This is a genomic window from Bacteroidota bacterium, from assembly GCA_030017895.1.
Lineage (GTDB): Bacteria > Bacteroidota > Ignavibacteria > UBA10030 > BY39 > JASEGV01.
In genome coordinates this window covers 1-13,919 of sequence record JASEGV010000074.1, presented here as the reverse complement: position 1 = coordinate 13,919, position 13,919 = coordinate 1, and the positions used below count along the sequence as shown (strand labels likewise).

Sequence of the window (13,919 nt, the reverse complement as noted above, 5' to 3'; positions counted from 1 at the left end):
GTTACGCTGTTTCTATCTATCATTTTTACCCACTCACTTCCACGATGAGCCATTAATTTTTTTATAGCTGTAATTGTTCTTTATAAGTCACGCGGGAATGTTCTGAACCAGTTTTATGCTTTCTTGGTGGGGAGTCTTATATGCTTAGGGATTACAGCATTTTATTATAACGAACTAAATTCCCTTTATTATCAGCGAATGCTGTTCCCGGTAATTGCTTTTTTTTACTCAATGCTTCCTTTCTTCTTTTGTCACTTCATCATCTTGTTTGTGCGTAGATATGATATCATACAATCAAAACCTATGATCGTTAGCGTTTATTCAGTTGGAATTTTATGCTATTTAACCGTTTTGTTGGGCATCGTTTCTTCTCCAATCAGTTCATCCGGATTTATTTCCCCAAGCGGTTACATATTTTTCTTAACATGGATGTCTATCCTTTTCGCAATAGGAACAGCACAGTTATTTTCGTTGATAAGGGGGTTTTCTGAAAAAGGCTTAAAATCCAAAGTATTATTTATCGGGTTTTCTTTATTATTGTTGATTTTGCCTGGTCCCTTCATTGAATCAATTCTAATAAAAGTATTTAAACAAGATATGTCTTTATATTTTTTATCTTCAATGTTAGCTCTTATAGTTTTAGTCTATTTGGTGTTTAGATACAAAATTATTGTTAATACCTCTTACGATACATTAAAATCTGCTTTAGGTGTAATTCATGATATTATTATTAAAATGGATGATAAACTAAAAATTGAATTGGTTCGGGGGGCCGTTTCGCAACAGTTAGGTTTTAGTGAGAACGAATTTGTGGGTAAGTCGATTTTAAACCTCGTGGATAAAAAAGATTATTTTGAAACATATATGAAATTTGTACACGATGGTAAAATGAAAGAAGCTTTTTTTGATGTAGATATGATAAATAAGACAGGCAACTATGTTCCAATGAACATCTCGGTTACACCCGTTTATACTAACGAAGGGGTAATAGGTTATGTTGCTGTAGCACGAAACATCTCGGAACGTAAACATTCAAATTTAATTCAAGACATTGTTTACCGAATCACAAAAATGACCGATATCAATTTAAAATTAAAAGATTTTTTCCTTGAGGTTCATAATGTTTTAAAAGAAGTAATATCAGCTCCTGTTCTGTATGTAGTCTTGTATGATGAAAAGAGCAATAATAATATTATCCAATATTTTAACAGCGACAATAAAAATTTTAACCATCCTATAATGAATGGTAAAAGTTTAACCGATTATGTATTCAATAGCTCGAAATCTTTATTTTGCACATATACGCAATATGAAGAAATGCATAAAAATGGGATTGTTGACGACATCGAAGAACCTTTTTCAGCCTGGATCGGGGTACCGCTAAACCTTAATAAAAAGACAATCGGCGTCATTGTAATTAAACATTATGATAAAATCGAAAGTTGGGGTAGTAACGAACTGAGACTGCTGGAATTTGTTTCTTCACAGATTGCAAAAACGATCGAACGGAAACAAGTAGAAGAACAGATATTAAAACAGGCAGCCCTAATTAATATCGCTTCAAATGCTTTTATTGTTATTGACAAAAACGGAACAATTGATTTTTGGAGTCAGGGTGCCGAGAAACTTTACGGCTGGTCGGTTACGGATATCGCAAACCATAAGATTACCGACCTGCTGTTTACCCATCACCATGAACAATTTGATGAATGTATAAATTCAATAATAAAAACCGGCAAATATCAAAAAGAATTAGAGCAAATTAACAAAACAGGGAATAAATTTTTTATAGAAACTCTATGGACATTAGTAAAAGGGGAAACAGATAATGATGATATGATTTTGATTGTTAACACTGATATTACCGAACGGAAAAATATTGAAGCTCAGTATTTCAGAGCCCAAAGGCTGGAAAGTATAGGTATTTTAGCCAGCGGAATTGCTCACGATCTTAATAATGTTTTGGCTCCAATATTGACTTCGATACAAAGTTTAAAAAAGAGAAATATGTCGGAAAGCGACGGTATAATATTAAACACATTAGAAGCTTGCACTAAACGTGGTGCTGCCGTTGTTAATCAAGTTTTAATGTTTGCACGTGGAATACACAGCGAAACCGTGGTATTACGTCCACAAGACTTAACTCAGGACATCGAAAAATTGATACGGGAAACATTTCCAAAATCTATAAAAACTTCTTTCAATCATCAAAAGGATCTTTGGTTTATAAACGGCGATTCAACTCAATTGCACCAAGTGTTCATGAATTTGGTAATCAATGCACGCGATGCTATGCCTGACGGAGGCACTATTTCAGTAAATCTTGAAAACTTTCTTGCCGACACTAAATTCGCTAAAGCACATTTACATTCCAAAGAGGGTCCATATATTTTAATTACAGTCAGCGATACCGGTACTGGAATTCCTCCTGAATACTTGAATAAGATTTTTGAACCCTTCTTTACAACTAAAGAAGTTGGAAAAGGAACTGGGCTTGGTTTAGCAACTTGCGATTCTATCATAAAAAATCATAACGGTTTTTTATCCGTTTACAGTGAAAAAGATAAAGGAACTTCGTTTAAAATTTATTTACCCGCTATATGCGATGAGACTCAAATTTCTGAAGAACAATATAAACAAGAACTACACAGTGTAGAAGGATTAAAGATTTTGTTGGTGGACGATGAAGCCGCGATACGGGAAATTTCAAAGGATGTTTTAGAAACATACGGCTATGTAGTTACTACTGCGGCAAACGGAGGCGAAGCAATTGGAATCTATTCACGAAAGAATACAAAATTCGATCTGATATTAACAGATTTAGAAATGCCGGTTATGAATGGCATCGAATTAGTCCGCGAGCTTAGGAAAAAAGATAAAAAAACTAAGATTATTGTTTCGAGCGGGCTCTTCACAGAAGAGAAGCTCAAAGAAATCAGCGATTGTGATGTAAAACTCTTTTTACCAAAACCTTACACTGCCGAAAAATTAATAAGCACAATACAGGATGTTCTGCAGGTTGATGGAAAAAAATCCCATGCAAAAAAATAGGCAAGTTTGAATATATAGTTTTAACCCATCCTCTGCCTTTTACTCAAATACTGAAACAGCGCCGTATCAAACGGAGTTGAAGTATCGAGTAAAACATAGTCGATGTTATTTTCCCTGCATTCTTTTTTGTAAAAGTTGAGAAATTTTTTCATTTCATCCTGATAAGCTTTTTGCAGGTGGTAGGGTTGTGTCATAATTTCTTCTGAAGTTTCCATATCTTTGAAAACTGCATCGCCACCAAATGCAAAACTCCTTTCCATCGGGTCGAGCACTTGCATTACGATTACCTCATTCTTTTTATGCCGAAAATGTTTTAAAGCTGTGGCTACATCATTCGGTTTGTCGAAAAGGTCACTTAATATAATTACAAGCCCTCGTCGTTTAATTCGTTCAGCTATTTGGTGCAACGATTCTGCAGTTCCGGTTTTATTGCTACCTTCTGTAAGCTCAAGTTGTTTGAGTATTGCTTTGAGATACGATTTGGTTGCATGCGGAGGCATATGTATCCGAATTTTTTCATCGTAAACAGTTAGTCCCACAGCATCGCGCTGCTGAATCATCAAATGCGAAAGTGCAGCCGCGATGTATGAAGCATATTCGAGTTTGCTCATCTTCCCGTTTGAGGAATAAGCCATAGAACGGCTCGCATCTAAAATGATGTACGATTTTAAATTAGTCTCTTCTTCAAATTGCTTTATATAGTAGCGGTTGGTTTTTCCGTAAATTTTCCAGTCTATATGTTTAGGTTCATCGCCCGGCATGTACTGGCGATGTTCGGCAAACTCGACACTAAACCCGTGATACGGACTTTTATGCAAACCGGTGATGAATCCTTCTACTACAAGTCGGGCAACGAGTTCCATGTTCGAAAGCTTTGCAACAACTTCGGGCTGCAAATACTTCCGATAGTCTTGTATATTTTTTTGAGTCAGTGGCAACCGAAGCTCATTTTTTCTTTTTTATTTCTTTAGTTTCAGGTTTCATAGCTACTTCCGGTTGTATCAATTCTTCGGGAGATTTGCCGAGAGTTTGAATTTCCATCTGTGCCGAAGGAGCAAGTTCGTGATGCGGAAATTTTTCTAAAAACGCTTCGTAAGCAATTTTTGCACTGTCAAAATTATGAAGTTGGTTATTATAAACAAACCCAATCAAAAACATTGTTTTAGGTACTTGTGGATTGTCCGGAAATAACTCAACAAACTTTTTATACTCAGCAATTGCTTTTTCAAAATCATGCAAATCGTTATTATAAAGTGCTGCAATTAAAAACTGTGCTTCCGCTGCCTTCTCTCCCTTTGGATATTTTTTTACAATCTCTGTTAATTTTTCAATTGCCTCGGCATATTTTTGTTCTTGCAATAAACTTTCAGAAGATTTCCAAAGTTCCTCTTCGGATACGCGGCTGCAAGAAAATATTACTAATCCAAATATAAATAAAAGTGCTGCAAGAAAAATATGTTTCATTTGTTTTACTCCTGTTATATGATAAGAATTTGTGGTGTATTAGTGTGCGAGTTGATGAATGCCCGCGCCATACGGGGTGTATTGAATGCGATACCAAACTCGCCTTTAGTATTGAGTGCGATAAGCCCGCCATAACCATCTGCTTTGTGCGCTAAAATTTCAATTCCCTTTTCTGCGGCTTCCTGTGGATCGCCCGCGTTGAACTCCATCAAGTCGATTACGGTTTTAGCCATAACTACTTTTATCATCGCTTCGCCCCAACCGGTTGTTGAAACTCCGCCGACCGAGTTATCGGCATAAGTTCCGCAGCCGATTAATGGAGAATCGCCAACGCGTCCCGGATGCTTGTTGAATGTTCCGCCTGTCGATGTGCCTGCACAAATTATTCCTTCTGAATCCATAGCAACGGCACCAACAGTATCGGAAGCTGTGTGAAATTTGAAAGCGTCCTTTGTAGAAAAATCTTTTTTACCCTGAATGCTCTTCCACTTTAAAACTTCCCGCTCAATCAGTAAATCGTCGGACGAGCAGAGAGCGATGCCGTGTTCTTTAGCAAACTTTTCGGCTCCGGTGCCTACCAGAAATATATGTTCGCTTTCGTCCATTATTTTTCGACAGAGCGAAATAGGGTTGCGCACATTTTTTACAGCCCCTACCGAACCACAGCGGAAAGTTTTGCCGTTCATAATACTCGCATCGAGTTCAATATTCCCTTCAGCATTCAGGTGAGAACCTCTGCCAGCATCGAAAGTAGTATCGTTTTCTAAATAATTAACTGCATTTTCGACGGCATCAATAGCCGAGCCGCCGTTCCGCAAAATATCCCATCCGATTTGAAGCGCTTTTGAAACTCCGTTTTTGTGTGATTCGATTAATTCGTTGGGAATATCCCACGCACCGCCATGAACTATGAATGAGAGCATTTTAGATTTATGATTTATGATTTGTGAATTATGAATTTTGTTGGGAAATTTACAAAAATTTCAGTGTATAAGCAATTGCAAACAACAAATCAATTAGTTAAATTAAAACAAAAAAGATGAATATAAAAGAAATTCATAAATTTTTAGTCAACTTTTTAAATGTAGAAATAACCAAAAGCGGATTTTACAAAGCAATTATTGGTATCTCGGGTGGAGTTGATTCGGCAGTTTCAGTTTATTTGGCTGTTGAAGCATTGGGCAAAGAAAATGTATTTGGCGTAGTGCTACCATACAAAACCAGCTCGCCCATAAGTATAGCAGATGCACAGTTGGTAATTAACACTTTAGGTATAAGAAATAAAACAATCGATATAACACCGATGGTGGATGAATTTCTCAAAGTTGATCCGGATATGAGCCGGCTTCGGCTCGGCAACATCGCTGCCCGTGCGCGTATGATTGTTCTTTATGATTTGTCGGCGAAAGAAAATGCGCTCGTCATCGGAACGAGCAACAAAACCGAAATACTTCTCGGTTATGGAACTCTTTTTGGTGATACTGCCTCGGCAATCAATCCGCTCGGCGATTTATATAAAACTCAAATCTGGGATTTGGCAAAAGAATCAGGAGTTCCTGAAAACATAATTTCGAAAATACCTACCGCCGATTTGTGGACAGGACAAACCGACGAAGGTGAATTAGGTTTTTTATATAAAGATGTTGATAAACTTTTTACCGAGATGATTGATAACCAGAAAACCGATGTTGAACTTGCGGCTGCCGGATTTGAGAAGGAATTTATTAATAAAGTTCGACTGCGAATTTCGAAATACGAATTCAAACGGCGGTTACCGCTAATTGCAAAACTACCGGGATAAATTATGTCAGAAGAAATCCAGCCCGGCACTTTATACATAGTATCAACTCCGATTGGCAACCTGGAAGATATCACTTTCCGTGCAGTAAAAATTTTAAGCGGTGTTGATTTAATTGCAGCAGAAGATACACGCAAAACAAAAACTTTACTCGAACATTACAAAATTCAAAAAGAACTTATCAGCTATTTTCAGTTCAACGAATCAAAAAGAACTCCTGAACTTATTGAAGCACTGAAAAGTGGTAAATCAATCGCAATCGTTTCGGATGCGGGAACTCCGGGAATTTCGGACCCGGCTTACCGATTGGTCCGAGCCGCAATCGATGATGGCATAAACATAATTCCAATTCCGGGGGCATCGGCGTTATTAGCGGTTTTGGTTGTAAGCGGACTTCCAACTGACGGATTTGTATTCGAAGGATTCCTTCCACACAAAAAAGGGCGCAGAACAAAACTCGAACAACTCAAATCGGAGAGCCGCACGATAATTCTATATGAATCGCCCCACCGAATCTTAAAAACGCTTCAGCAATTGCAGGAAATTTTGGGCGACAGGCAAGTAGCAGTTGGACGGGAGATAACAAAAAAATTTGAAGAAATTTTCAGGGGGGCCCTTTCTGAGGCCTTCAATTATTTTTCTTGTAAATCGATTAAGGGGGAGTTTGTTTTAGTCGTAAAAGGGATAGAGAACGACTAACTCTAATTGAAAATTTCAACAGCATTTCAATATTGATAATTTTGGTAATTTCCTTTTGAATAATTGGGAATTGAATAAAAATAATATCTTTATTTTCCACTATTAAAAGAGTTAAAACGCACTTCAGATTATTAATTGTTTGGCATATAAATTGACAAATATTAGAGGACTTCAACTATCAATTTATAACCAATAATGACTAAATTCTTTGAAAATTAGAGAGTAAAAAATGAATATTGGAATTCTAAAAGAAGACACAAAGCGCGAACTACGAGTCGCCTTGACCCCCGCCGCAGTCCACTCCCTAATTTCTTCAGGTTCAAACATTTATATCGAAAAAGATGCCGGCGAAGCAGCCCACTTTAGCAACCAGAAATACGAAGAAGTAGGCGCCAAATTAGTTTATACAAAAGACGAAGTTTACGGGAGATCGGATATAATTTTAAAAGTCGCACCCCCTACCGAAAACGACCTTGAACAAATGCACGATTCACAAGTATTAATTACGGCATTGCATCTTGCAGTTGCTAAACCGAAAATCACCCAACTTTTAATGCAGAAACAAATATGCGCAGTTGCCATTGAACTTTTAGAAGATGAAAAAGGCAAGCTGCCAATTTTACAAGCGATGAGTGAAATAGCCGGTCAGATGTGTATTCAGATAGCGGGTCGTTATTTAGAAAGTAACAATAAAGGTCGTGGTATTCTGTTAGGCGGTGTAACTGCAGTGCCGCCGGCTTCAGTTGTAATTCTTGGAGCGGGAACTGTCGGATACTCCGCAGCCCGGATGGCATTGGGATGCGGTGCACAAACTATTGTGTTGGACAGAACATTAGACAGGCTACGACTTTTAGAGCATCGTTTAAATTACAATGTTGTTACAGGATTGGTAAACGAATACAACATTAAAAAAGCTTTGCAATTTGCCGATGTACTGGTTGGCGCCGTGCTGATTAAAGGCGAACGAACTCCTCATTTAGTTTCCGAAGAAATGGTAAAATCTATGAAGCCCGGTTCAGTGATAATTGACGTATCAATTGACCAAGGGGGATGTATTGAAACAAGCCGCCCCACAACTTTAGAAAATCCGGTTTATGTTCTGCACGACGTGATTCATTATTGCGTTCCGAACATGCCTGCGAATGTTGCCCGCACTGCGACTTACGCTTTAACAAACAGCTTACTCCCTTACATCCAACAAATCGTGGAAAGTGGTTTTGAAAAAACAATTGAAGAGAATGCGGGTTTCAGAAAAGGGATATGTACTTATAACGGATTTTGCACACACGATTCAATAGCAAAACGGTTTGATGTTGAATATCGGAAAATAGAATCAATCAAATAAAAAAAAATGCGCTGGCTAGAAAAATATAAATCTAAAATTAAATCGCCTATAGAAGCTGTAAATTTAATTAAATCCAATTCTCGTGTTTACGTTCATCCCGGCTGTGCAACCCCCGAAGTATTGGTCAATGCAATGTGCGAACGTTATCAAGAACTTGAGAATGTAGAAGTTGTACACATCTTAACGGTAGGAAAAACAAAATATGTTGAACCACAATACGAAGGACACTTCCGGCATAATGCTTTGTTCATAGGCAAAAATGTTCGGACTGCTGTGCATGAAGGGCGAGCCGATTGGACTCCAATATTTCTTTCGGAGATACCACATTTATTTTACCGTCGTAAACTGCCGATTGATGTTGCACTGATTCACGTTTCGCCTCCCGATGAACATGGCTTCTGCAGCTTCGGCGTTGGAATCGAAACAACAAAACCCGCCACCGAAGTAGCTAAATATATCATCGCACAAATAAATCCGAATATGCCGCGAACCTTGGGCGATGCCTTCATACACGTGGATAAATTTGCGGCTTGCATCGAAACCGATGTTCCAATAAAAGAATTGCCTCAGGTTGATGCTGACATTTCACCCTATGAAGCTGAAGTCTATCAGAAAATTGGTGAAAACATTGCCAATATGATAGAAGACGAATCGACTCTGCAACTCGGTATCGGAGCCATCCCTGATGCGGTTTTAAGATTTTTACACGGTAAGAAGCATTTAGGAATGCACACCGAAATGTTTTCGGACGGTGCCATCAAGTTAATTGATGAAGGTGTAATTACAAACGAGCGGAAAACTTTGCATGCAGGGAAAATAATTTCATCGTTCGTGTTAGGTACGAAATCTTTGTTTGAATTTTTAGATGATAATCCGCGCTTCGAGTTCCATCCGTCGCACTATGTGAACGATCCGTTTATCATTGCAAAAAACCGAAAAATGGTAGCAATCAATTCGGCTATTCAGGTTGACCTAACAGGACAAGTGTGTGCCGATTCGATGGGATCAAAATTCTACAGCGGTTATGGCGGACAGCTGGATTTTATACGGGGCGCAGCACGAAGCGAAGACGGCAAACCAATTATTGCACTCCCATCGACTGCGAAAGTTGATACTATTTCACGTATCACTCCACAATTAACTCCGGGTGCAGGCGTTACAACGTCGCGCGGCGATGTACATTATGTAGTTACAGAATATGGAGTCGCTGATTTGTATGGACGAACGGTTCGTGAAAGAGTTCAAGCCCTCATAAATATTGCTCATCCGAAATTCAGAGAAGAATTGGAAGAGTATGCTTTACAGCAAAAATATATTCCAACATTAATAAATAATAAATTGAGATGAAATAATGCGTTATTCATTCGACAATATCAATCCTCTTAATTATAAACCACGATTAATTATTTGGGAAGTATCGTGTAATTGCTTCAAGAATAAAACCGGTGTAAAACCATTCACCACAAAAGAATGTTTTGCTGTTTTAGACAGCATCGCAGAACTGTCGCGACCTATTGTTGTGCTCGCTTCGAATTACGAAGGAAACCCGCCGTGCGACCCATTGGATCGTCCGGATATAATCGACATAATTCTTTACGGAAATTCCATCGGCTTGAAAATGATTGTAGAAACTACCGGTGATAAGCTAAACAAGGATTTCAGAAACATACTCAGAACGATTGGAACAAAGAGTATTCGCATTTTAGTAAATAATAAAATTAAGGAAAGCCTTGAACACGGTTTTGAACAGTCCGAAGAATTTTTAACACTTCAAAAATTGCTTGCCGAAGTAAAACAAGATGGATTCGAGATTCAGTTGGGACTTTCGCTAAACAAATTTGATGAACGTGAAATTGCTTATGGAATTGATTTCGCAGTACGAAAAAATGCAAAGGGTGTTTACTTTCATTTATTGAATTCTGATATTAAATTGAAAAAGAAAAAAGATATTAATCAGTTTGATAAAGAAGCTGTTATAATGTGGATAGCCAAGCAAAAGCGGCTGTTACCGGATGAGATGTATTTTTCGCCACAATGCGTTCGTTATGGAATTAAGCACATAGAAGACGAAGAGCGTGATGCAAATGAGTCGTGCAACAACGAAAAATCGAGAATCGGGCACTGGTGCTTGGGCGGCAAAACTTTTGGCTTTATCAGTGCAACGGGGAGAGTTCAAATTTGCAGCGCCTTAAAAAATGAATGCGGAAATCTTCATAATACAAATTTCAGTTTCTCAAAAATTTGGAACAACTCTGATATTTTTAATTGGTTGCGTTCTAAAAACTTCACCTGTTCGCAAGTCCAAAAAACAGTCGATGAACCTATTCCGAAAAGCAGAAATTATACACAGATTTTAGAACATCTTGAACATTAAAAGAGGTAAAATGATGAAAACCAAAAAACCAAAACGTAAAAGCAAATATGCTATGGAAACACAACTTATTTATGGGAAATCCATAAGTAAGAAATGGGATTATAACCACCACGTGATACCGCCGATTTCATCTTCCGCAACATTTCGACTCGATACAACAAAACGCGGCGCCCAGGGTTTTATGGAATTTGCACACCACAGCGGCGACCAAAAAATTGAATCCTGCGCCCCCATTTACATCTACGACCGTTTGGGCGAACCAAACAAGGAATTGTTGGAAGAAAATTTAGCCGCTGCAGAAAAAGGCGAATCGGCTGTAACTTTCAGCACCGGTATGGCAGCTATCTCGGCAATACTCGGTTGTCTTACCGGTGTTGGCGACAATATAATTGCACACAACATTCTTTATGGTTGTACATACTCGCTGCTTACCAATTGGTATCCCCGATATAATATAAATACAAAATTTGTTGATTTGATGAACACGGGTAATTTGAAAAAGGAGATAGATTCTGATACACGTGTTATTTACTTCGAAACGCCTGTGAACCCGACTCTCGATATAATTGACATACCAGCGATAGCAAAAATTGTTACAGAAGCCAATAAAAAACGCCCGAAGTCAAGGAAAATATTTGTAGTTATCGATAATACTTTTGCAACACCATATTGCCAGCGTCCGCTTGAACTCGGAGCCGATTTCGTTGTCGAGTCGCTCACCAAAGGAATTACAGGTTTCGGAACAGATATGGGCGGAGTAGTAGTTGGACCGAGATGGAGTTACGATTTATTGCTGATGTACCGGAAAGATTTTGGCGGGTCGCTTGCCGCAAAAAGCGCCTGGCCCATTATGGTTTACGGTTTACCGAGTTTACCAATCCGTTTTAAGCAAGCTATGGGGACCGCACTTGAAGTAGCGAAATTTTTGGAAAGCGACCCGCGTATCGATTATGTGCGGTATCCCGGTTTAGATTCATTTCCACAATCGGCTTTAGCCCGCCGGCAAATGTATGACTATGATGGCAACTTTGCACCGGGTGTTTTATTATTTTTTGCATTCAAGGGTAAAACTCCTAAACAACGCAGGGATAGAGGAGAAAAATTTATCAACATCCTCGCAAAAAAAGCTTACTCAATTACATTAGCTGTTAGTTTGGGAATGATTCGCACACTTGTAGAACATCCAAGCTCAATGACTCACGCAGCAATACCTCCGGAAGAACAAGTCAAAAAGGGAATCGATCCCGGTGGTATCCGCCTATCCGTTGGTATTGAAAAGTTAGAAGATATAATTAACGACTTGAAGACAGCATTAAAAAGTTTATAATTTTTTTTTGGTATTCTGCTGCTGCTTACAAATGTAGGCAGCAGTTTTTTTTTTCTCAAACCCCTCCTCTTTGTAACACCTTATTGAATTTTGTAGAAAAGTAAAAAAGATCGCTATAAATTAATTTAGTCTGTTTTTTGCAAATAGTGGAAATCGTCCGGTTAAAATTTTTCGATATCCTCGACCTCTTTTTGAATTTCTGATGATAAAATTACGCTCCCGTTCTCGGTAACAAGCACATCGTCTTCGATACGAATCCCAAAACCGCGGTATTCACCTCTTTAGTTTTTTTATCCAAATCACGAAGCGGTACTCCTTGCTTGATTATTTTTATCACTTCCTTCTGCGCCTTCAAAACGACATTGTAAATTTCCTTCTGAGCTTTCGTAAATTTTCCGGAGAGGGGAATCGTTCGGGTGATATCTGCCGTATAACCATTATACTCCGCACCCACATCCATTACCACAACGTGGCCTGCCCGACAGCTCGCCCGATTGTCGAGCGGGTCAGGCGGGACGGCTTTCATCCGGCGCTTGTTTTTATCATAATGCAATAGCGGCTCGTTTAATTCCATCACCTGTTAACAGGATTTTTACAAAAAAATTATATTTTCTAAAAAGTGCTTGACAATAGATTATTCTTTAATTATATTAGCTCAAGTTTGAGAGCACCGTTTTATAGATAGAAAATATTATTTTGAATTGGATAGCCCTTTATACTCGATCACGACACGAACAATCAGTTGCACGGCAATTAACTTTGTATGGAATTGAAAGTTTCGTTCCGATGCGGAAGGAATTACATAAATGGAGCGACCGTAAACGACTTGTTGATGTTCCGCTTATGCCATCTTACGTTTTTGCATATCTCCCGTTGAACGAGCACCATCAGGTATTTGGTGTGCCGGGAATTGTGAGGATTGTTATGTTCAACAAAAGGGTTGCGATTGTGAATCCATCTGAGATAGAATTATTACGAAAGGTGTGCCGCACCGAAAACCCTGTATCTGTGAAAACGTTAAAATTTTGTGTTAAGGATGAGGTAGAAATCATTAGCGGCTTATTTGCAGGATATCGAGGAACGGTTGTACAATTTGGAAAGAATTATAAAGTAGGAATCCAGATAAAAGAAATTGATTATTCGGTAGTAGTAGATGTATCGCACGACCAAATACGAAGTTATTCTGAAGTCCCGGTTTTAAATTAGTATTTTATTAGAAAAATTATTCAAACATGCCTGGTTAGTCATCCGTTGGTTAACGGATGTGACTGACAGGGCGGAGCTATAGAAAGACTTATGTAACCAGCTTACTTGACAAAAGGAAAATAATTTCTTATAATTAAGCATAAAGTTTGAGTAATAAAATTTAAAAAAAGGGTAAAAGGTTATTCAAATTAATGCGCACATACAGGGGTCTAATCGGCGAGATTTAGGGCTTAAGCCGTTAGACCACAAATTGGTGAAGTTAAATCCAACGGGCGAAGCGTTTATGAGCGGGTTGGAAAACGATAAATCCGATGTTCGGATATTTTTAGTTTGTACATCTGAAAAGGATTTCTCAAAAACCGATAGACGGATAGGTGTATCGTTTCGGTATGACGAGGATTGCATAACTGCGCTAAAAAAAATACTGGGGTATAAGTGCATCCGATCTTTTTTCCTTTTTTATCTTGGACGTAATCCGAGAAAATTATCCGTAGAAGATATAAAGTCATTTTTATTCTATTTAATTGAAGAAAAGAAGCGTTATTCCGGAACAATTAACCAATATATTAATGCTTTCCGATTTCTTTATGTTGATGTATATAAAGGGCAGTTCCAAAAATTCAAATATAAGTTTAGTGTTATAGATTTTATCGTC

General features: G+C 38.2%; 13 protein-coding genes. 9 read left to right on the top strand and 4 right to left on the bottom strand.

What is annotated here, in order from left to right; genetic code table 11:
- The first annotated feature begins 597 nt into the window (after positions 1-597).
- Entirely contained in the window at positions 598-3,051 is a 2,454-nt protein-coding gene (locus QME58_11955) for a PAS domain S-box protein (GenBank protein ID MDI6804537.1), read from the top strand.
- A gap of 20 nt (positions 3,052-3,071) precedes the next feature.
- On the opposite strand, the gene QME58_11950 is transcribed toward QME58_11955, so the two are convergent.
- From QME58_11950 to QME58_11940, 3 genes are read right to left on the bottom strand one after another with little or no spacing between them, the layout of a single operon-like run.
- Entirely contained in the window at positions 3,072-3,989 is a 918-nt protein-coding gene (locus QME58_11950) for a DUF58 domain-containing protein (protein MDI6804536.1), read from the bottom strand.
- Between the two features lie 7 nt (positions 3,990-3,996).
- On the bottom strand, positions 3,997-4,515 hold the full coding sequence (gene bamD / locus QME58_11945) for an outer membrane protein assembly factor BamD (GenBank protein ID MDI6804535.1): 519 nt from the start codon (positions 4,513-4,515) through the stop codon (positions 3,997-3,999).
- Positions 4,516-4,529: 14 nt separating this feature from the next.
- Positions 4,530-5,438, bottom strand: a complete 909-nt coding sequence (locus QME58_11940; protein MDI6804534.1) for an isoaspartyl peptidase/L-asparaginase — start codon at positions 5,436-5,438, stop codon at positions 4,530-4,532.
- A 116-nt stretch (positions 5,439-5,554) separates the two neighbouring features.
- Here QME58_11940 and QME58_11935 point away from each other — a divergent pair, with 116 nt between their 5' ends.
- From QME58_11935 to QME58_11910, 6 genes are all read left to right on the top strand, one after another.
- Entirely contained in the window at positions 5,555-6,316 is a 762-nt protein-coding gene (locus QME58_11935) for an NAD+ synthase (protein MDI6804533.1), read from the top strand.
- 3 nt (positions 6,317-6,319) lie between these two features.
- Positions 6,320-7,012, top strand: coding sequence for a 16S rRNA (cytidine(1402)-2'-O)-methyltransferase (rsmI, locus tag QME58_11930; GenBank protein ID MDI6804532.1), 693 nt, complete (start codon positions 6,320-6,322; stop codon positions 7,010-7,012).
- Positions 7,013-7,241: 229 nt separating this feature from the next.
- The gene (gene ald, locus QME58_11925; protein MDI6804531.1) at positions 7,242-8,357 is read left to right on the top strand and encodes an alanine dehydrogenase; all 1,116 of its coding nucleotides are present in this window, start codon (positions 7,242-7,244) and stop codon (positions 8,355-8,357) included.
- 6 nt (positions 8,358-8,363) lie between these two features.
- Positions 8,364-9,704, top strand: a complete 1,341-nt coding sequence (locus QME58_11920; GenBank protein ID MDI6804530.1) for an acetyl-CoA hydrolase/transferase C-terminal domain-containing protein — start codon at positions 8,364-8,366, stop codon at positions 9,702-9,704.
- Between the two features lie 4 nt (positions 9,705-9,708).
- A complete protein-coding gene (locus tag QME58_11915) occupies positions 9,709-10,731 on the top strand; it encodes a hypothetical protein (GenBank protein ID MDI6804529.1) in 1,023 nt (340 codons plus the stop codon).
- A 10-nt stretch (positions 10,732-10,741) separates the two neighbouring features.
- Positions 10,742-12,058 carry a PLP-dependent transferase gene (locus QME58_11910; protein ID MDI6804528.1) on the top strand — a complete coding sequence of 439 codons (1,317 nt, stop codon included), beginning with the start codon at positions 10,742-10,744 and terminating at the stop codon, positions 12,056-12,058.
- A gap of 211 nt (positions 12,059-12,269) precedes the next feature.
- On the opposite strand, the gene QME58_11905 is transcribed toward QME58_11910, so the two are convergent.
- Positions 12,270-12,632: a M24 family metallopeptidase gene (locus QME58_11905; GenBank protein MDI6804527.1), complete on the bottom strand. Its 363-nt coding sequence runs from the start codon at positions 12,630-12,632 to the stop codon at positions 12,270-12,272.
- Positions 12,633-12,754: 122 nt separating this feature from the next.
- Between QME58_11905 and QME58_11900 the strand changes: the two genes are divergently transcribed.
- Both QME58_11900 and QME58_11895 read left to right on the top strand, forming a co-directional pair.
- Entirely contained in the window at positions 12,755-13,264 is a 510-nt protein-coding gene (locus QME58_11900; protein ID MDI6804526.1) for a UpxY family transcription antiterminator, read from the top strand.
- 253 nt (positions 13,265-13,517) lie between these two features.
- Positions 13,518-13,919, top strand: a 402-nt coding sequence (locus QME58_11895) for a phage integrase N-terminal SAM-like domain-containing protein (protein ID MDI6804525.1), incomplete at its 3' end; no start/stop codon positions are given.